Origin of the sequence: Paenibacillus lentus (assembly GCF_042714055.1) — a bacterium.
GTDB classification, from domain to species: Bacteria; Bacillota; Bacilli; order Paenibacillales; family Paenibacillaceae; genus Fontibacillus; species Fontibacillus lentus_A.
The window spans coordinates 17,058-37,485 of record NZ_JBHGVC010000008.1 but is presented as its reverse complement, the minus strand read 5'-3'; the positions used below and the strand labels follow the sequence as shown (position 1 = coordinate 37,485).

The 20,428-nt window shown below is 51.9% G+C and carries 16 protein-coding genes; 7 read left to right on the top strand and 9 right to left on the bottom strand.

Annotation, left to right across the window (positions count from 1 at the left end; translation table 11 throughout):
* Window positions 1-87 precede the first annotated feature (87 nt).
* The 3 genes from ACE3MQ_RS18100 to uxaC form a co-directional block, all read right to left on the bottom strand.
* The gene (locus tag ACE3MQ_RS18100; protein ID WP_379395193.1) at window positions 88-1,848 is read right to left on the bottom strand and encodes a cache domain-containing sensor histidine kinase; all 1,761 of its coding nucleotides are present in this window, start codon (window positions 1,846-1,848) and stop codon (window positions 88-90) included.
* The gene (locus tag ACE3MQ_RS18095) at window positions 1,845-3,446 is read right to left on the bottom strand and encodes a response regulator (RefSeq protein ID WP_379395191.1); all 1,602 of its coding nucleotides are present in this window, start codon (window positions 3,444-3,446) and stop codon (window positions 1,845-1,847) included. The genes ACE3MQ_RS18100 and ACE3MQ_RS18095 overlap by 4 nt, the downstream gene beginning before the upstream one ends.
* A gap of 73 nt (window positions 3,447-3,519) precedes the next feature.
* Window positions 3,520-4,932, bottom strand: a complete 1,413-nt coding sequence (gene uxaC, locus ACE3MQ_RS18090) for a glucuronate isomerase (protein WP_379395189.1) — start codon at window positions 4,930-4,932, stop codon at window positions 3,520-3,522.
* A 129-nt stretch (window positions 4,933-5,061) separates the two neighbouring features.
* Between uxaC and ACE3MQ_RS18085 the strand changes: the two genes are divergently transcribed.
* The 4 genes from ACE3MQ_RS18085 to ACE3MQ_RS18070 all read left to right on the top strand — a co-directional run bounded on the left by ACE3MQ_RS18085 (window position 5,062) and on the right by ACE3MQ_RS18070 (window position 11,374).
* Window positions 5,062-5,748 (top strand): GntR family transcriptional regulator, encoded by a 687-nt coding sequence (locus tag ACE3MQ_RS18085; RefSeq protein ID WP_379395495.1) that lies wholly within the window; start codon window positions 5,062-5,064, stop codon window positions 5,746-5,748.
* Between the two features lie 11 nt (window positions 5,749-5,759).
* Window positions 5,760-6,842, top strand: coding sequence for a mannonate dehydratase (gene uxuA / locus ACE3MQ_RS18080; RefSeq protein ID WP_379395187.1), 1,083 nt, complete (start codon window positions 5,760-5,762; stop codon window positions 6,840-6,842).
* A gap of 1 nt (window position 6,843) precedes the next feature.
* On the top strand, window positions 6,844-7,698 hold the full coding sequence (locus ACE3MQ_RS18075; protein WP_379395185.1) for an SDR family oxidoreductase: 855 nt from the start codon (window positions 6,844-6,846) through the stop codon (window positions 7,696-7,698).
* A 139-nt stretch (window positions 7,699-7,837) separates the two neighbouring features.
* Window positions 7,838-11,374 (top strand): glycosyl hydrolase 115 family protein, encoded by a 3,537-nt coding sequence (locus tag ACE3MQ_RS18070; protein WP_379395183.1) that lies wholly within the window; start codon window positions 7,838-7,840, stop codon window positions 11,372-11,374.
* Window positions 11,375-11,443: 69 nt separating this feature from the next.
* On the opposite strand, the gene fucU is transcribed toward ACE3MQ_RS18070, so the two are convergent.
* The 4 genes from fucU to ACE3MQ_RS18050 are packed head-to-tail and all read right to left on the bottom strand — an operon-like array spanning window position 11,444 to window position 15,897.
* Complete coding sequence (gene fucU / locus ACE3MQ_RS18065; protein ID WP_379395181.1) at window positions 11,444-11,872, bottom strand: L-fucose mutarotase; 429 nt, start codon at window positions 11,870-11,872, stop codon at window positions 11,444-11,446.
* A 20-nt stretch (window positions 11,873-11,892) separates the two neighbouring features.
* Window positions 11,893-13,386, bottom strand: a complete 1,494-nt coding sequence (locus ACE3MQ_RS18060) for a rhamnulokinase (protein WP_379395179.1) — start codon at window positions 13,384-13,386, stop codon at window positions 11,893-11,895.
* Between the two features lie 16 nt (window positions 13,387-13,402).
* Window positions 13,403-14,062: a class II aldolase/adducin family protein gene (locus tag ACE3MQ_RS18055; protein WP_379395177.1), complete on the bottom strand. Its 660-nt coding sequence runs from the start codon at window positions 14,060-14,062 to the stop codon at window positions 13,403-13,405.
* A gap of 38 nt (window positions 14,063-14,100) precedes the next feature.
* Window positions 14,101-15,897 carry an L-fucose isomerase gene (locus tag ACE3MQ_RS18050; protein WP_379395175.1) on the bottom strand — a complete coding sequence of 599 codons (1,797 nt, stop codon included), beginning with the start codon at window positions 15,895-15,897 and terminating at the stop codon, window positions 14,101-14,103.
* A 171-nt stretch (window positions 15,898-16,068) separates the two neighbouring features.
* On the opposite strand from ACE3MQ_RS18050, the gene ACE3MQ_RS18045 reads away from it, so the two are divergent.
* On the top strand, window positions 16,069-16,920 hold the full coding sequence (locus tag ACE3MQ_RS18045) for an AraC family transcriptional regulator (protein ID WP_379395173.1): 852 nt from the start codon (window positions 16,069-16,071) through the stop codon (window positions 16,918-16,920).
* 221 nt (window positions 16,921-17,141) lie between these two features.
* Here ACE3MQ_RS18045 and ACE3MQ_RS18040 read toward each other — a convergent pair whose 3' ends face one another.
* Entirely contained in the window at window positions 17,142-17,945 is an 804-nt protein-coding gene (locus ACE3MQ_RS18040) for an AAC(3) family N-acetyltransferase (RefSeq protein WP_379395171.1), read from the bottom strand.
* Between the two features lie 37 nt (window positions 17,946-17,982).
* Window positions 17,983-18,399 (bottom strand): DUF6157 family protein, encoded by a 417-nt coding sequence (locus tag ACE3MQ_RS18035; protein ID WP_379395169.1) that lies wholly within the window; start codon window positions 18,397-18,399, stop codon window positions 17,983-17,985.
* A 513-nt stretch (window positions 18,400-18,912) separates the two neighbouring features.
* On the opposite strand from ACE3MQ_RS18035, the gene ACE3MQ_RS18030 reads away from it, so the two are divergent.
* Together ACE3MQ_RS18030 and ACE3MQ_RS18025 are read left to right on the top strand one after the other, a co-directional pair.
* Window positions 18,913-19,935, top strand: coding sequence for a M23 family metallopeptidase (locus ACE3MQ_RS18030; protein ID WP_379395167.1), 1,023 nt, complete (start codon window positions 18,913-18,915; stop codon window positions 19,933-19,935).
* A complete protein-coding gene (locus tag ACE3MQ_RS18025) occupies window positions 19,935-20,348 on the top strand; it encodes a bactofilin family protein (RefSeq protein ID WP_379395165.1) in 414 nt (137 codons plus the stop codon). Before ACE3MQ_RS18030 ends, ACE3MQ_RS18025 begins: the two co-directional genes overlap by 1 nt.
* The last annotated feature ends 80 nt before the right edge of the window (window positions 20,349-20,428 follow it).

Here is a 20,428-nt window from a genome sequence, read left to right as displayed (position 1 = left end):
TGTAAGCACTTTCATTATAAGAGAGGCCGGACAGAAGTTTTACCCGTCAATCTAAAGTTGATACTTAGAAAACTATAGGAGCCTGGTTTAGATTTCTGTATTACGCTTCTCCATCGGAATAATTAAGAGAATCTCCGTACCCTCGCCGGGTTTGCTGTTAATGTTCAAAGTCAAACGCTCTTTGTAATACATTCTGAGGCGGTAAATGACGTTTTGAATCCCGATGCGGTCTCCCATATCCTCTTCGCCCTCCATGTAGCGGTACAATTTCTCTACCTGCTCGCTGGACATGCCGACGCCATTATCGCGGATAGAGCAAATCAATTCATCCCCGATATGCTTAATCTCCACCTCAATCCTTCCGCCTTGCTTCAGCGGCTCGATCCCATGGATGCTTGCGTTCTCCACGAAGGTGACGATGGACATTTTGGGAATGAGTATAGACCGGTCCGCTTCGTCCGACCGAACCGCATATTCAATCTTATCGCCGAACCGGTATTTCTGAATTTCGAGGAAACAATAGATGAATTCCAGTTCTTCCTTCAAGGTGACCATGTCTCTCCGCCATACGAGTGAATTGCGGAAAATCTTCGCCATATGGTGAATGATCCGGGCGGTCTCCTCCTCATCCTTCATCAAGCTCCGCATGCGGATCGTCTCCAGCGCGTTGAACAAGAAGTGGGGATTAATTTGGCTTTGCAGCGCATTTAACTGGGCATGTCGGCGTTCCAGCTCCAAATTCTTCTTCTGAATATCCGCGACATATACGTTGTTAATTAGGCTCTGGATTTGCAGGGTCATCCGGTTGAATTCTCCGGTTAATTGTCCAATCTCGTCACGCGACCCTTCTTCCTGGATCGTTTCGAAATGCTGGTTTTTAACCTTTTTCATATGCTTCAAAATACGGATCAGCCTCTCGTTCAGCGATCTGGTGATCCAGACAATGATCAAGGTCGGCAGCAGAATATTGAGACAGGTCAGCAGCACGATGAAATTGCGGTTTTGCCGGACCTCCTGGAACACCTCATCCTCGGAAATTCTTCCAACGATGCTCCAGCCGTTCAAATTATTGCTTTGGCCGTAATCTTTGCGGAATTCGATCGTTCTCTCCGGAGCAACTACCTGGTCGAAAGGGACGGCGCCAGCATGCAAATCAAGATCGTCATCGTTCGAATACTCGACTTCCCCCTGGTCATTCAGCAAGTAGATTCGGCCCTGTAAATTCAAATTGTTGAAAATCTGCCGGATGACCGGCATGCGCAGATCGATTTTTAGAAAATGTCCGTTCTCTTGCCGCGAATAATAGTAATAATCCATTCGGCGGATGACGCTGAACGTATCCAGTTGACCGTTCTGGCCTGTCCGCATAAAAATCGGCGCGGATGGCTTGGCCGAGGATATTTTCTTGTACCAATCCTGCTGTTTGACGTTCTGATCAATGTAGACAATGCCCCCGGAAAATAGCAGGGTGGGATTATCGACATAGACGGTGATGGCCTCCACGGAATTATAGGCCGGGCTGGAGGTGTTGATAATTCGCCGCAAATAAGAGTCGTAGGCTTCTACGTACTCGGCGGGATGTTCGTATTCCGTCTCGATAATCTCGTTCAGGAGATGGTCGGTATAAAAAACAGAAGATACCTGCAGGGTATCTTCCACCTCTTGAAGAAACTCGTTCTTGACTTGCTCTAAAGCCCGGGAAATGTCCTGCATCCGTTGATTTTTTACGCTGGTCGTGGTCACGTTATAGAAGATGAAGTTGGTGAGCAGGATCGGGACGAATACGCATAGAAAATAGAGCAGCAGCATTTTGTCCCGAAGCCGGACATTATTCAGATTGGGTATCATCGATCCGTCCTTGCGGACGTCCCTCCCTTCACCAGCCGGGAGCGGTATTCGCTTGGCGTCAGCTTCTCCAGCTTCTCGAATTGGGTAACGAAGTAATCGGGGTTGCTGAAGCCTACGCGGTCGGCGACTTCATATATGCGCATATCTGTCTGCCGGAGCAGTCGCTTCGCCTCGCTTATTCTTAACTGCAGTAGGAAATCGTTGAAATATACATCATAGGTTTTGCGGAACAATTGGCCTAAGTAGACGGGATTCATATAGAAATTTGCGGCAATGGATTTCAGACTGATATTCTCCTGGTAATGCTCTTCGATATAAGCGCGGATTTTATGGATGCCGCCCTTTTGCTGCTCCTTGCGCAGTGCGCAGATATACTGGCCGCTCTCCACAGCAAAGACGGTAAAAAGACGCTGCAGCTCCCGTAAAGACAGATTCAAGTCATGCCAGCTGATGACCGCATCCAACGAGCCGAGCGTCCGCTCATCCCCATCCATGCTCCGTATAATGTCGATCACGCCAAGCACGCATTGGTGAATGTTCATTTTCACGGCTTCCGGGGCGTAGCGCTTCTCTTGAAAACGCAAGAACATCTGCTTGATCGAATGCTCAAGCTCCTCCAGCCGGTACTCCTCAATCTGCTCGATCAAACGATGATACAGCTCCTGATCGACAGGCATATACTGGACGGTGCATTCGCTGGTTTGGCTAAGAATCACGAGGCCGTCATGATCGTGAACGTATTTATATAGCAAAGCTTCTTTAGCGCTCTCGTATGCGTCCCGAAGGCCAGCCAGACCCTGAACCGGGCATCCGGCGTATATAAAAACGCGCCCTGCCCGAACCTGTATCCTGAATTGAAGCGCTTCAGCGAATATGCGGATATTGTTATGGAATGGCTTCAGCAGGCGTTCAGGCACGATCACCCCGATGCGGTTGCGATGCTCGTGAATATAGAGCGGATGCTCTCCGCCAACGATCTCTTGCAGCGCTTGCTCCACCTGCTCCATGAACCGGTGAAGAGGCAGCTCCTCTACCTGCAGCCACGGGTGCCGATCATTTAACTCTACAAACATATAATATAAGGAATCGCTGCTCGTCATGCTCAGCTGCTCTTCCCAGGTCGATATGATGGATTCGTCGGCTTCATTCTTAATGATTGATTCGATGATGGCCTGATTCTCCAGCCTCCTCTCTCTCTCCTTCTCATCCCGCTCCTGGCGCAGCCGACTGCTTAGCCTGCACAGCATTTCTGTGAATTCTGTATCGTCGATCGGCTTAAGTATAAAATCATGCACCCCGTATCGAACCGCCTGCTGGGCATAGCTGAAATCATCATAACCGCTAATAATGACAAAAACGGGCGGCTCCTCGTCCTCTTCGATAAGCTGCCGGATCAGCCCCAATCCATCCAATACCGGCATGCGAATATCGGTGATGACCAGATCGGGACGCGTAAACCGGATCAGTTCCAGGGCGTCTTCCCCGTTGTCAGCCTCGCCGGTCACCTGAAAGCCGCAACCCTCCCAGTCGATCAATTTGATTAATCCCTTCCGCGTAAACACCTCATCATCCACAAGAATCACACGATGAAACTGCACCGGTTATGCCCTCCTCTCTGCCGACTGCCCAAGCGGCAGCCGTCAAGTGATGTCGTGATAATCTAGTATTCTATTACTCTGCTTTAGCAATCCCAAAGTAACGAACCGCATTATTATAGCAGATGTCCTGCACGATCCCCCCGATATAATCGTAATCCGCGGGCAGTTCTCCTTCATCAATCCACTCCCCGAATAGCCGACATAGCACACGCCTGAAATATTCATGCCTTGGAAAGGACATAAAACTGCGTGAATCCGTCAACATCCCAACAAAGGTGCTGATGACCCCGATAGAGGATAACGCCTTCAGCTGCTGCAGCATTCCCTCCTTCTGGTCGTGGAACCACCACGCTGAACCAAGCTGAAGCTTACCAGCGCTATCACCGGACTGAAAATTGCCGATCGTGGTAGCTATCATTTCATAATGATAAGGATAAAGGCTGTATACAATCGTTTTCGGCAGACGGTTGCCCAACTCCAATTCATTTAGAAAAGCGTTCAAGGACGCAGCCAAATGAAAATCGAGGATCGAATCATACCCGCTGTCTTTGCCAATGGCATCCATCATGCGCGTATTATTGTTGCGAATAGCCCCGATATGCAGCTGCATCGCCCATCCTCGGTCATAATACATCTCCCCTAATCGGAGCAGAGTAAACGTTCGATACTGGCTTTCTTCCGACTCCGTTACCATTTCTCCCTGCAGCGCTTTATTGAAAATAACGGCGACCTCCCGCTCCGTTGCCCGTTCAAAAGGAAACGCCCCAAACCCATGATCGGATAAGCGGCAGCCGATTTCATGAAAATATTCGATCCTGCTCTTCAAGGCACCTAGTAAATCAGCATAGCTGCTAATCGTGCAGTCTGCCGCCTCTCCCAACTCCAGTATGTATTTGGAAAATCCTGGAGCATTAATATTCAAGGCTAGATCCGGCCTAAAGGTCGGCAGCACCTGAGATTGAATGCCGGCGGTTTCCTTAATTTTCCGGTGTGCCGCCAAATCACCCGTCGGATCATCCGTCGTACAGGCAACGCGAACATCGAATTGCTGTAATATGCCTGCCGCATGAAGCGATTTGTCCTGCAGCCGTTCGCTGCAGTGATCCCAGATCTCTTCAGCGTTGTCTTCGCTCAGCCGCTCCTCGATGCCGAAATAGCGGGCCAGCTCCAAATGGCTCCAGTGATAAAGCGGATTGCCTGCAAGCCGCGGGACGGCGCGAGCCCAGGCCATGAATTTCTCCCGGTCGCCAGCCTGTCCCGTAATAAGCGATTCATCGATGCCCAGCCAGCGCATCGCCCGCCATTTATAGTGATCGCCATCGAGCCATAGCTCCGTCAAATTGCGAAATTGCTTATTCGCCGCCACATCTCCCGGGCTCAAGTGGTTGTGGTAATCATAAATAGGCATCGCAGCTGCATATTCAAAGTACAGCTTCTTTGCACTATTGTTCGTAAGCAGTAAATTTTCCGTGTAAAAATGCTTCATGGTTCGGCCCCCTGATAGATTGTATTCGCTTCACATTTCACTATGATAAATCTTGAGCAATATTAAGTTCCATACTACCATACAAGTGTGGTAGTATGGAAGAAGTAAGGAGGTGATCAATTGAGAGGAATGAATCCTCCCCTGCAAGAGTCTGCTGGGAATACCGTTTACTACGAATTAAAAAAGCAAATCGTCAATATGGAACTGACCCCGGGAACTACGTTATCCGAGAAGGAAATGTCGATCACTTTCAATGTGAGCCGCACTCCCGTCAGAGAGAGCTTTGTCCGGCTCGCTCAGGAAGGATTGGTGGTGGTGCTCCCGCAGCGCGGTACGAGGGTGTCGCTAATTGATCCGGATCTCGTTCTGGAAGCCCAATTTATGCGGGAGCAGCTGGAACGGGCCGTGATCCGGCTGGCCTGCAAACAATTTCCCGAGGAACTGCTCGCCGAGCTAAGCAACAACTTGTCCCAGCAGCAGGAATCACTGATGAAGCATGACGGGACGGCGATGTTCGAGCTGGATGAGCAATTTCACCGTATATTGTTCGAAGGGGTGAACAAACTCGGAACCTGGGGCGTCATTCAGCAAATGAATGCCCATTTAAATCGAAGCCGCATCCTGTGGATGAGAACCAATCCCCATTGGGATCATCTGTTCGAGCAGCATCGCGACATGTACGAAGCGATTTGCCAGAAGGATGAAGCCTTGGCGGATCGCCTGATGGAGACGCACTTGGCTCTGAGCATTTATAATCTGGGCCAGCTTCAGGAGAAGTTTCCCGATTATTTCAATAATCAAACAAAAATTTACTAGGCGGTGAAGGCATGCGTATGGTATTTCGCTGGTTCGGCGAGAACAATGACACAGTTACGCTGGATCAAATTAGACAAATCCCCGGAACAGAAGGCATCGTGTGGGCACTGCATGATATGCCTGCCGGAGAAGTATGGCCGATCGAACGGATTACGGAAGTCCGAGATTTAGCGAGCAGGTATGGTTTACATACTGAAGTCGTTGAGAGCGTTAACGTTCACGAGGACATTAAGCTGGGGCTTCCTACACGGGATCAATATATTAAAAATTACATTCAGACGATTGAAAATTTAGCCCAAATCGGCGTAAAGGTGATCTGCTACAACTTTATGCCCGTGTTTGACTGGGCGAGAACCGATCTGTTCAAAGAGCTGGAAGACGGCTCGACCGCCCTGTTCTTTGAGCAGGACAAAATTCGCGGCGTAGACCCGTTTGAGTTGGTAAAAATCATCAACCAGAACAGCGATCTCACGATGCCGGGCTGGGAGCCTGAGCGGCTTGCGCATCTCACCTCCTTATTCGAGGCATATCGGGATGTTACAGAGGAAGACCTCTGGAATAATCTCAAGTATTTCCTGGATGCGATCATTCCTGTCGCTGAAAAGAACGGCATCCTGATGGCTGTTCATCCCGATGATCCGCCATTTCCAATCTTTGGACTGCCGCGGATTTTGAACGACCAGTCCGGCTTCCGCCGCCTGCTGTCGCTGCATGACAGCCCGGCCAACGGCATTACGCTGTGCACCGGCTCGCTCGGGGCAAAGCCAAGCAATGATATCATCTCCATGATTCACGAATTCCGCGGGCGGATACCATTCACGCATATCCGCAACGTCCGCGTTATGGATAACGGAGATTTCATCGAAACCTCTCACAAAACCTCTGATGGTACCGTCGACATTAGCGGTGTTGTGAAAGCGTATTATGACACCGATTTTACCGGCTACTGCCGCCCTGACCATGGCAGACATATTTGGAACGAGCAATGTCGTCCGGGATACGGGCTCTATGACCGTGCCCTTGGAATTATGTATCTATGGGGATTATGGGATGCATATTCCCGTCAGAAGCTGAATTCCGGGGAGGGAAAATAACATGTGCGCATTGCCTAAGCATTCTTCCCTTGAAGGTAAAACGGCCGTCATAACAGGCGGTTCGGGCGTCCTCTGCCGCGCTATGGCGCAGGAGCTTGCCCGGCAGGGAGTCAAGGTTGCCATTCTCAATCGAACGAAGGAAAAGGGGGAGGAGGTTGCCGCTGCAATTCAAGCCAGCGGCGGCGAAGCGATCGCCGTCGCGTGTGACGTAACCGACGAAGCCAGCGTTCGCGAAGCCGAGAAGACCGTCAAGGAGCATTATGGCCCCTGCGACATTCTGATCAACGGTGCGGGCGGAAATCAGCCCAGCGCCAATACGACGAACGAAATTTTTCGTTCCGAGGATTTAACGAATTCAGAGATCACGACCTTTTTCGATTTGAGCATTCCTGGAGTAAGGACAGTATTTGATTTGAATTTCGTCGGTACGCTGATTCCTACGCAAATTTTCGCCAAAGCGATGATCGGCCGACCCGGGGCTGTCGTTCTGAACATCTCTTCGATGAGCGCGCCATGCCCGATGACCAAAGTGCCGGCCTACAGCGCGGCAAAAGCGGCGATCAACAACTTTACCCAGTGGCTCGCCGTGCATTTGGCGGAGTCGGGGATTCGTGTTAACGCGATTGCTCCAGGCTTCTTTCTGACGGAACAGAATCGCAATTTGCTCACCCATGAGGATGGAACACTAACCGAACGCTCCAATAAAATCATTTCGCATACGCCGATGCGGCGCTTCGGCGTACCCGAGGATCTGCTCGGCACGCTGCTCTGGCTGGCCGATGCTGATACTTCCGGCTTCGTTACCGGAACCGTGATTCCAGTGGACGGCGGCTTCATGGCTTACTCCGGAGTGTAATCTAGCTTTAAAAACTTTAGTATTTTCCCCATGCAATTAAACATGTTGTTCACAAACCTCCCGGACAAATGCGGGGATCTTATATACTGAATCAAATTCCGTATACGGATGAATACCATTTTCATGCAGGGGGAGTGTCATGTTCAGCGAAAATTATATGGTTCAGCAAATTAACAACCGTAACGCTTTTCATTTAGTCCACGAAGGCTTGTCCGCGGATATATATGTATCCGCCGAGGATTATGCCGGAGTCATTCGGGCAGCAAACGATCTCCAGACGGACATCCACCGGGTAACTGGCCGCTGCCCAAGGCTTGCCAATGACCATCAGCTCCTGTCCGGGCATGCCGTTCTCATAGGGACGATCGGAAAAAGCCCGGTTATTGACGCTCTGATCGCAGATGGCAGGCTGGATGTAAGCGATGTCGCGGGCAAATGGGAATCCTTCGTCATACAGACGGTTGTCAATCCCTTGCCAGGCATCGAGCAGGGGCTTGTGATCGCCGGCAGCGACAAACGGGGAACGATCTTTGGCATCTATGATGTCTCTGAGAAGATCGGGGTCTCGCCCTGGTACTGGTGGGCCGATGTTCCTGCTGCCCAGCATGAGGCTCTTTATGTTACGCCCGGTACGTATAAGCAGGGAGAGCCTTCGGTGAAATACCGGGGGATTTTTCTCAATGACGAGGGTCCGTCCCTCATGGCCTGGGTTCGGTCGAATTACCGTGATTTTACCCATGAATTCTATGAAAAAGTATTCGAGCTGCTGCTCCGATTGAAAGCGAATTATTTGTGGCCGGCGATGTGGGACAACACGTTTTACGAAGATGATCCGCTAAACGCCGAGGTTGCTGACCGCTACGGCATCGTGGTCGGAACGTCCCATCACGAGCCAATGATGCGTCCGCACGGAGACTGGAAGAAGCATAAGCAAGGCCCCTGGGATTATTCCATCAACGAAGAGGTGCTTTATCGCTTCTGGGAGGAAGGGATCCGCCGGGGCCGGGATTATGAGAGCATCGTTACGCTTGGGATGCGCGGCGACGGAGACGAGGCGATGGGCGGGCATTTGTCCTTTGAGGAGAAAATCGTTCTGCTGGAGAAGATCGTCAGCGACCAGCGGAAAATCATTGCCGAGCATACGGGCTCCGACGCATCCGAGGTTCCGCAATTGTGGGCGCTGTACAAGGAGGTCCAGGATTATTACGAGCACGGCATGCGTGTACCGGATGACATTACGCTGCTATGGTCGGACGACAACCACGGCAACCTGCGCCGTGTCCCTACTCCGGAGGAGCGAGAGCGCTCCGGGGGCGCAGGCATATATTATCACCTCGATTACGTCGGCGGCCCGCGTTCCTATAAATGGATCAACACCGTGCCTGTTCCAAAGATTTGGGAGCAAATGCACAAAGCCTACGAATACGGGGCCGATCGCATATGGATCGTTAATGTCGGCGATTTGAAGCCGATGGAATTCCCGATGGAATATTTTCTGCGTATGGCCTGGGACATTTCCCAATTTACGAAAGATAATGCCTCGGAAAGTACAATCCAGTGGGCAACGCAGCAATTTGGCGCCAAGTACGGCGAAGCTGTTGCCGAAATCTTGACGGGCTACACAAAGTTCAACGGGAGAATCAAGCCTGAGCTATTGAATGCTGCTGAGCTGTACAGTTTGACGGATTACAAGGAAGCGGAGCGGGCGGTCGCAGAGCTGTCAGCCATCGCAGCCAAAGCCAAGCGGCTTTATGAAGAGCTGCCGGAGAAGCTCAGGAACGCCTTCTTCCAATTAGCCTTGTATCCGGCCCAAGCGTCCGCGCAAATGCTGGAGCTTCATCTGCAGGCTGCACGAAGCCGGCTGTATGCCCGCCAAGGAAGGGTGCTGGCAAATATCGCCGCCAGGGAGGCGGAGCTGATCTTTGAAGCTGATCGCGAGCTGACCTTGTTCTATAACAAAATATTGTCACAAGGGAAATGGGATCATCTGATGGAACAGACCCATATCGGATACACCTACTGGAACCAGCCGCCGGTGAATGCTATGCCTGAGACGGGCACAATCGCGGCTCAGGAGTTTTCCGAAATGGGCATTGCTGTTGAAGGCTCCGTTGACGTGTGGCCAAATGCCAAAACATGCAAGCTTCCCGTCTTCGACAGCTTTACCCGGGAGGCAAGATACATCGATGTGTTCAACAAAGGCACGGAGCCTTTCACGTTCCGCGCAGCAGCCGGGGCTCCTTGGATAACGCTGTCCCTGTCCACAGGGGAAATCGTTACCCAGAAGCGTCTCTGGGTCGATATCGACTGGGCTGCGGCGCCTATCGGAAATAAAGTTCAAAGTGAAATTGTCATCAGCGGTCCAATCGGCGAGGAGGTCGTGATTCAAGTGGCCGTCTTCCATCCTGCCGAGCCTACTCGGTCATCATTGGCCGGTCATATCGAGACAGGCGGTGTCATTTCCATTGAGGCCGAGCATTACTCCGCAAGCCGAAACGCGAAGGATGCCCAGTGGCAAATCATCGCAGGCTATGGCCGCACCCTGTCATCAGCAGCCGTATTCCCAGTCACCGCGCCAAGTGTGTTACAGCCGGATGCGGAGACCTCGCCGAGCCTTGAATATCCCGTGTACATGACGAGCTCCGGAGATGTCGGCGTTACGCTGTATGCCGCGCCATCCATTGACTTTGTACCCGGGCAAGGGCTGCGGGTCGGCATCTCCTTCGATGAGAAGCCCGTGCAAATTGCCGAGCTCATTGCAAGAAAGGCGGATGGCGGATTTAACGAACCCGATTGGGAGCAAAGTGTGATTTATAACATCCGAACAGCAGTAACCCGGCATCAGGTGGATCAGCCCGGTTATCATACGCTGCGGATTTGGATGGTCGATCCGATTGTCGTCCTGCAAAAGATCGTTATCGATACCGGCGGCCAAAAACCGAGCCTGCTCGGGCCGCCGGAGAGCTATTACAACGGATTGCCCGAAGGAACGGCCGCCTGGTCAGCGCAGCCCGTAGAGCGCGAGTGCTTCGATCCGTTCGTCGTACCCGGCGTGCTAGGCGGCTGCTGCACTTCACCGGAGGAGCCGCTGGATATCTTCGTCCAGCAGAGCGGCTTGTACAAGCTAAAGCTTGCGGCCATCGTGAAGCCCGGCGATAAGCCGATGCTGCGGCTCCGTGTCGACGGACAAGAGCTGCCGGGGCCAATTTGCCTGCAGCCAGCCGAGGATGGAGCAGGGTCTCTGCGCTATATCGCCGAGAATATTCCGCTGCAGGCGGGCCGGCATTCGCTGCAGTTTACGGCCGAAAGCTGCCGCGCCCTGAATGGAGAAATGCAGCTGGAGCTTGCTGCACCAGATCGGCTGCGCATTCGGCCCTCGCTGCAGCGCGGCGGATTGCTGCCGGAGAAGCCGCTAGTCGCTCAAATCGGCCTGATCGGCATCGACGAGCGCTTCAGCTGCCGCTATGCGCTGGCCGTCTCGCTTTATAGCGAGGACGACCGCCTGCTGGATGAGGCCACTGTGACCGGCATCGTGCCGCGCGGCAGCGAAGAGGTGCAGCGGATCTGCCTTGCCGATGCGCAGCAGCAGGATAACGAGAGCTCCAGCTACAAGCTGAAGCTTACCGTCACCTATGACGGCATTGCCCGGATGTATTGCTCGAACTGGAATCTTTAACTTTGTTATAAGATTTGTCATAAGATATAGCAGAAATAGCTGCCGGATCGCTCGGCAGCTATTCTTCGTTTATATGACGACGCCCTTTTTCAGTATGACATTTCCGTATAATGCCTTCTCCCCGGTAGACACAATCGCATAAGCTTGCTTGGCTCTCTCATAGAAAGCGAAGCGCTCCATTTCCTCGAAGGCATCAGCCCCCGGATGATATTGCTCTACAATTTGCCTGTACTTGTCCCATATCGGCGTCTTCACGCCATCCCCCGGAGTTACGGCCATCAAGGCGACCGGTCGATCCACATAAACATCCAGGGGAAACAGCGGAAGTACCGCCTCCAGCAGCTCGGCAATTCCGTGGCCGTCACAGCGGATCAGGCGCTGGGCATGGCTCGCTGCCGGAAAGTTAGCGTCGGCAAACACGATTTCATCCGAGTGCCCCATCTCCATCAAAACTTTAATGAGGTTCGGCGAGATTAAGCCCGAAATTCCTTTTAACATGTCAGCCCTCCATCCAACAATTATACGGTTACTCCATTATACTTCTCGTAGGCAGCCGCCCATTCCTCCCGGTGTTCGGGTTCATAGACGCGAAGCGGAAAGGAAGCTTTCACTACTTCAATCCCTTCCTCCATATTCCGAATATAGCCTCCGGCCTGCAATTGCACGAGCAAATTCCCTATCGCGCTGGCTTCAATCGGCCCTGTCCAGACGGGACGTCCTATGGCGTTCGCCGTAAACTGGCATAGCAGCTCATTTTGTATGCCGCCTCCAACCATATGCAGCCCCTCAAACCTCGTATTGGTCAATTTCTCCGCCTGCTCCAGCACCTGGCGATAACGCAAAGCCAAGCTCTCCATAATACAGCGGACGGTTTCGCCAATGGTACGGGGTTCCCCCTGCCCAGTCTCCCGACAATAACCGAGAATTTCCCCAGACATATCTGCAGGGTTCATAAAACGGAGATCGTCAGGATCGATAAAGCAGCGGAACGGAGGGGCCTCCTTCGCTAGCAGCGCAAGCTCCGGGTAAGAATAAGAGCTGCCCGTCTGCTCCCATTTCCGCTTACACTCCTGCAAGATCCATAGTCCCATAATATTTTTTAGTAAATGATAGGTGCCGCAGGCGCCGCCCTCATTGGAGAATTGGAGCTTCAGCACCGCTGGATCGAGAAGCGGCTCATTCATCGGAGTACCGAGGAGCGACCACGTACCGCTGACCAGATAGGCAAAGAGCGGGACCGTGGAAGGCACGGCGGCGGCAGCCGATTCCGTATCATGCGAGGCTACGGCCACGACTTTGAGCGGAGGCACCTCCAGCTCAGCGCACAAGGCTTCGCGGAGTTCTCCGATGACCGTGCCCGGGTGCACGGGCTCCAGAAAAATACCTCCCGGCAATCCAAGGCGCTCCAGCAGCGGCAGGTTCCAGGCCCCCTTGACCGGATCATACAGCTGCGTAGTTGTTGCCATGGTGAACTCACAGGCTTTTCGCCCCGTCAGGAAATAATTAAGCAAATCCGGGGTCAGCAGCAGAGTCTCCGCCGTCTCCAGCTTCGGGGAGTTGGCCTTTTTCATGGCGTATAACTGGTAGAGCGTATTAAAAGGCATGAACTGTAAGCCGCTTTCCCGAAATAGCTGCTCCTCGCCGATGAGTGCAGATATTTCCTCCACCAGCCCCTCGGTTTGGCGATCCCGATAATGATAGGGAATGCCGAGCAATTCGCCGTTTCGATCCAAAAGCCCAAAATCGACGCCCCACGTGTCAATCCCGCAGCTTACCGGCTTAAAGCCCGCCTGAAATGCTTGACGTATGGCGTGCTTGATTTCCTGCAGCAGCATCGCGATATTCCAATGCAAATGATCGCCGATTTGCACCGGAGTGTTCGCAAAGCGGTGAATTTCCGTAATGTTCAGCCTGCCGGGATGTCCATGCTCCTCTCTGACAAGCTCGCCGATGATCGCTCTGCCGCTGCTCGCCCCTAAATCGAAGGCGAGAACGCATGGAGTTAGGTTCATCGTGATCACCACCTGATTATTTCATTTTTTGCAGCAGTTGAATCCGATAGTCCTCGCTCTCCAGTGCAGCGATATCCGCCACCTCCTGGTCGGTAAGCGGAATCGGGGTTCCTGCAGCTTTTGCGCTTAAATAGATCTTCGCACTTTCCTCTACGACCTGGGTTCGATAGAAAGCTTCCCGCAAATTGCGCCCGGTCGTTACCAGTCCATGGTTGCCAAGAAGAATGGAGCTGGCTTCATTGACCTTGGCGGCGACGGCTTCCGCCAGTAAATCCGTCGTCGGGATCAGGTAGGGAATATATGCGGTGCTGCCGACCAATGCCGCCTGATCTGGAAACATAATCGGCAGCTCCCGTTCGATTAAGGTAAAGGCGATGCAATAGGAGGGATGCGTATGAACCATCGCTCCCATATCGGGCTTTTGGCGATATCCATATAAATGCATCAGCACCTCCGATGACGGGCGTAGGCCGATCTCGGTAATTTCTCCTGTGGGAATATCGACTTCGATCCACTGCTCCGGCTCGATTTCCTCCAGGGCAAAGCCGCTTGGAGACACATACATTTTATCTCCCGCCCGTGCACTGATGTTGCCGCCAGGCCCGACGACGAGCCCGCTGTCCACGATTTTACGGGCATATTTGCACAGCTCGTTTCGCGTATCCATATTCAGCATGCTGCTTCTCCTCTCTGTTATCATGTCAACCCATTAAACTATTTGTATAACGGCCCGAAGTTGGCACAAGCCCGGTAGTCCGCGTTCTCCGCGCTTTCCGTACCGAAAAGGCCCCATGCCCGCGGGCGGAAAATCTGCTCCGCCGGTACATTGTGCATGCTGACCGGAATACGAAGAATGGAAGCGAGCGTAATCAGATCGGCGCCGATATGTCCGCAGCTGATCACACCGTGGTTCGCTCCCCAATTGTCCATGACGCTATAAACGCTCGTAAAAGCGCCGCTGCCCGTCAAGTTCGGAACGAACCAGGTTGTCGGCCAGGTCGGATCTGTCCGGTTATCGAGCGTTTCATGCACGTGCTGCGGCAGTTCGACGGAATATCCTTCCGCAATTTGCAGCACCGGCCCCTGTCCCCTAACGAGATTGATCCGGGCCATCGTCATCGGCATGCCGCCGCGCGTCAAATAATCAGTGGAAAAGCCGCCTCCCCGGAAATACTCCAGCGATGCCGGGCGCCACTGCGTGGCTGCAAGCATCCTTTCCACTTCATCGTCGCTGATTTCCCAGTATGGCTTGATCGCAGGCTTCCCTTCCTTTGTTTGTTCGCCCGTTCCGTCCAAGGCGGCCGAGCCTGAGTTGATCAAATGGAGAATCCCATTCTCCGCACGCCCCTCCAGCTTATAGCCCGTAACCCGCTCTACCGAAGCCGGACTCCAATACGTTCTGACATCGGCAAAAATCTGGGCGGTATTCGTAAGCAAATAACCGAACAGCATCCCGACCCCGTTCAAGCTGTCGTTCTCGGTGGCGACCATATAAGGGGATCTCTTACCGTTCCAATCGAACGAGGAATTCAAGAGCGTCTCCATAAAATCGCCATTCGGAAAATGATCTGTCCACTGCCGCTGCCCTTGGAACCCGGAGGCGATCGCATGATGCCCCTGAGCCTCCTCCGCGAAGCCCAGCTCGGCCAGCCGCGGATTGCCGATCATCAGGTCGCGGGCAATAAGCGTCATTTTCACTACCGTTTCCCATTCCTGATCTTTGCGGTCGCGGGACGATTGCAGGTGCTCCGGATTATTGTCCGGGCCCTCCTGGCAATGCTTCTTCGTCCAGGCCAGCGCTTTGTCATATTCCGCCGGATCGAATATTCCTTCATTCATCCGCCGCGTAAATTCGCTCATATCGATGTATTCATTGCGCATGCCCAAATACTCCTGGAAGAAGCGATCATCCACCATAGAACCAGCAATGCCCATGGATACTGACCCCATCGACAAGTAGGCCTTGTCTTTCATGATGGCAGCCGCCAGCCCTGCCCTGGCGAAGCGCAGCAGCTTTTCCTTCACATCTTCAGGGATAACGTTATCCCCTTCGTCCTGAACATCCTCCCCGTAAATGCCGAACGCCGGCAGGCCTTTCTGGGCGTGAGCGGAGAGGACAGCAGCCAAATACACCGCTCCTGGACGCCCTGTTCCGTTAAAGCCCCACACGGCCTTGGGCATCGTCGGATCGGTATCCATCGTTTCCGTCCCATAGCACCAGCAAGGGGTTACCGTGATCGTCACGCCAACCTCGGCATTTTTGAATTTTTTTGCAGCTGCAGCTGCTTCAGCCACCCCGCCGATACAAGTGTCGGCAATCACGCATTTTACGGGAGCGCCGCTTGGATACCGCAGTTCCTCCGAGAGCATAGCAGCTACGGCCTTAGCCAGGTTCATCGTCTGCTCTTCCAGCGACTCGCGCACCCCTCTTCTTCTTCCGTCGATCGTCGGGCGAATCCCGATAGTTGGAAAGCCGTTCCGCCATCTGTAGTCGCTTTCAAATGAAGTCATTGTTTTCCCTCCTGCGTTATGAATTTGAATATACCCTTATTCTAGTGAGGGCCGCCGGGGAAGATAACCTACTATTTTGTTCTTTTGCCATGGATAACGATCAATAATGTGTACCTCCTCGTACCCTGTTATATAATAGTAGGTAACTTTGCTATGGGAGGGACTAAGGAAGTGCCGAAAATCGAAATCCCCCATCACAAGACCGACCGTTTCCGCTTCATAAAAATTCCCGAGCTGCTGTACGCCGGACAAGTCGTGGATGAGACAGCTTTCTATGCGCCGATGCAAATTCACGATTTCTGCGAAATCATCTATATTGTTGAAGGTTCGGGAGAGTTCAAGATTGGCGGCAAGAGCTATGCCTTGCAGCAAGGGGATGTAGCCATCTACAACCCTGGGGTGCTGCATGAGGAACGCTCAACGAGCAAGAAGCAGGAGGCATTTAAGGTCGTTTATTGCGGAGTGGACAATCTGCACATCGAAGGCGTGCCGGGCGGCATGCTGCTGCCTCCGTATGTCGATCCCGTAATTTCCTGCGGTCAATATGCCAGTCGCGTGGAATCCTACTTATCGGAAATGCTTCGGGAATGCGATTCCCAGGCATTAGGCTACGAAACGCTGAGCAGCAACCTGCTGATGTCGCTCATTACGCTCATTTACCGGATCATTGACGCGGAGCATCAATTTCAATCCCTAAAAGGCAAAAATGAACTCACGATTCGCACGAAGGAGTTCATAGACAACAACTTTACCCAAAGCATCTCTTTAAAGGAAATCGCCGACACCCTTTATATTAGCCAGCATTACTTATCCCGCCTATTCAAAAAGGATTTGGGCGACTCTCCAGTCAACTATCTCATCACCCGGCGGATCGAGGAAGCCAAGCGCCTGCTTGCCGAAAGCAGCGCCCCGGTTCACGAGGTAGCCGCCAGCGTAGGCTACAGCAACGACAAGTATTTCTCCATGCTCTTCAAAAAAGTCACCGGCATAACGCCAAGTGCTTACCGTGAAGGCCAACGCTAAATTCCCTCAAGAGATGCGGCAGATCAAGGAATAGTGGCATGAAAAAAGCGCCCCTGTGTCCAAGTTCAATGTGAACGGTCACAGGCGGCGCTATTTTGTCTATTTTCTAGGTTTCCGCTCTTACTGCCGGACGCCTATCTCCTACTGACTATCGTCTGTTATTTGGCGGCTTCCATCTATATTCTCGCTTACCTCCGCGGCTTGAAGCTCGCGGCATGTCATTAGCTGCGATGCTGCTCCAACCACTGCACGCCATAGTCCACAAGCTGCCGCTGCGGCATAAGCATCGCGTCCGCACCGGCTATTTTTCCCCGGAGAATTTCTCCGCCCGAACGTCCGAAGTCCGCACCTAAGCGTCCAAAGTCCGCTGATTCATAATCAAGATCCATGTAGCCAATCCATTGCCTCATGCCATCTCTAGTTATCGGTGCTTTGCATTCTACTGCTTTCTTGCCGGAATAGCTCGCCCGGTGCTCCGCAAGATGAAGCGAAGTATTGTTCTCATGTCCTACTCCAAGCAGCAGCACCCAGCCTTGACGATGATATATATTGGCTATCGGCGAGCATTCCCCCAGCCCATTGTCGAGCTCGTGACCGGATACAATATCCTGCGCATGGGCTCCCCAGGCTGCAAATGAAACTTGGGGATGGCTGCTGCGGGTGACTCCTTTTTGCTTCCGAAAGGTTTCTGGAATAACGCCCATCCCATTGCACGGCGTCAAGTCCGCATCATAAGGCGGCATTTCTGCCCGGATCGTCTCCCACCAAGCCTCGGGAACCGGCGGATTTACCCAGCCAGCGGGATCGCTTAAATCTCCGGTATGAGTCGGCATCACTAAGGTACCGCTTCGCCCGATCGCCTTCTCCAGCGCGAGAATGACGGAAACTGGCCCGCCAAGCACCCACTTTCCAAGGGATTTGAAGGAGGAATGAACAAGAAGTGTCATCCCTTCCTGAACTCCGAGCTTCTTAAAATCCTGTTCCAACGTATTTACTGTAATTAATTCTCCCTTGATCTCTTCCATCGTAATTTGTCACCTTTTCTCTTCTAATCAATTCGAACTAGCCTCGCCGGCTTCGCATCCCATTCAGCAAAGTAATCTCTTGGCCGGATTGCACAAATCGTTCGTATTCCGGCGTTTCCATTCCATAAATGGCGATTTTTCCTTCAGCATCATAATGAACGCCCCAACCGTACTTTTTGGGGAGGGCCGAAGCTCTCAGGCAAGCATGCGATTTACTGAACAGCGCATCCCAGATTTGCTGTCGATGAAGCGCGAGCTCCTCTGCCGGGATGTTCTTATGTCTTATATGAACCTCGAATAAAAGCTGTTCGTGCGTATATTGATACGGCTGACCGGTTAACAGCTCATACTGAATGACGTGAATCGGCTTGTTACTCGTTTTATATTGCGGAACAACACTGCTTGTTACAGGACAATCCGGAGATACCTTAATAAAAGTATTGATGTAGCTCATAATCTGCTCACCTTGCCTCTCTTTTGGCGCTATTAGAAACATTTCCTGCCTCCAACAGTGGTTCATACATCATCAGTGCCCCAGATTCTTATTTTTGATCGCAAAACAGGCCTCATTACTTCCCTCATTCGGCAATCACTACTTTTCCTCTGTCATATTATATAAACAACCCTTACCCTGGCAAGTTCAATGGCATCACTAGCTTAGCTTTTATACTCTATTAAACTGCCTTGCGATCCTGAAAGTTACGATTCTGCTGCATCTTTACGGCTATTTATATTTACGAGGAGTACATAAATATAAGAAAACAGCCTGAACTTCCCGAAAGTCTTCGACAAATTACCCAATTTCACAAAAAATTACGATAATATTTTCCATCGCGACAGGAATAATGGAATGATTTGCCGAATAGTACCTCTTGGTGAACGAAGACGACCGTCTTGCGTTCTTTTAAAATTATAGGATGAAGTTTAGCTATACGGAAGGATTCCGTACAAGATTCAGGAGGAAGCTATGAAGCTCGGATTTAAACGCAAGAACCAACGTTACACTGTTCTATTTGTTCCCGAAGGCTCACAACCGGTCTTTCGTCTAAAAATGACTTCCACATATTTGCTAGCAGGCTTAATAGCTGTCGTTCTATTGCTAGCTGCTGCGCTCGTCTTATTTACCTTGAACCGGAGCCACGCCTTTAAGATCACGGCCTTAGAAACAAAACTATCGACCTCCTCACAGCTGCTGCAAACGACAGTCAGCGATAAAGAGCAGGAAATCGACAGATTGCTGCTTCAACTGGTAGAGCTCTCAGAGAAGTCCAAGACGCTGGAAACGAAAATGACAGAGCTCGAGAAGCTGGAAGCAGAGCTGAAATCCATCACCAACGGGGAGCGTACAGGAGGCGAGATTCATTCCGCTTCGGCTTTGTCATGGGAAAATACCAATGGCAAGCAGAATACGGAGGGGATGGGCGGTGAATTAATTCCTTTAACCGAGGACGATATTGACTCCTTGATTGAAGAAACCAAAGAGAGCATATCCGCTTCTCTCGAGGAAATGCCTGCTCTGCAAGCGAGGCTGGAGCAAACTAAGGAAGCCGTGACGGAGTATAAGGAAATGATGCGGATATTGCCGACATTTTGGCCGGCGGATTCTTTAAAAACGACCTCGCCGTTCGGCAAGCGCCAAGATCCGTTTAACGGCAGGCTTACGCTCCATAACGGCTTGGATATCAAGGGAAATACCGGCGACCTGATTTACGCCGCGGCTGACGGGAAGGTTACCGATACTGGCTACAGCTCCTCCCGGGGCAATTATGTCACGATCAGCCATCCGTCGGGCTTGTCGACGAATTATTTGCACCTGCATGAGGTTTCGACGACAAAAGGCGATCAAGTGAAGCAAGGCGATGTCATCGGTACGCTGGGCTCAACCGGACGCAGCACGGGGCCTCATCTGCACTTTGAAGTCGTGAAGAACGGAGTTATGGTCGACCCCGAAATATATTTAATTAAACCGGAAAAGGATGAGGATGAATAATGTTCAAGAGCAAGGCGATTCCCGTGAAGCTTGATCCTGATACGACGGATACACTGGTAGGAGAGGGCAGCAGCTTTGAGGGCAATATCAAATCGGATGCAAGCATCCGGATCGAGGGGCAGGTTACGGGGGACATTGAATGCAAAGGCGATGTTACAATCGGCGAGAAGGGACAGGTTAAGTCGAATATCGCCGCGCGCAATGTCATTATTGCTGGAACCGTGACAGGAGACATTCAGACGAGGAGCAAGCTTTCGATTACGTCAACGGGAAAATTGTACGGCAATATTACGGTGGCCAGCCTCTCGGTTGAAGAAGGCAGCATCTTTGAAGGAAGCAGCCGCATGAGCAATCCAACCGAAGCGGCATCCGGCGCAAATAAAGAAGCGGCCGCCGCATCGGAAAATGCTTAAAACTTATTCGCCCACAGCAAGAGCCTCGCTTATGAAGCGAGGCTCTTATTTGTATCTATTCAGGACTATAGAAATGACCA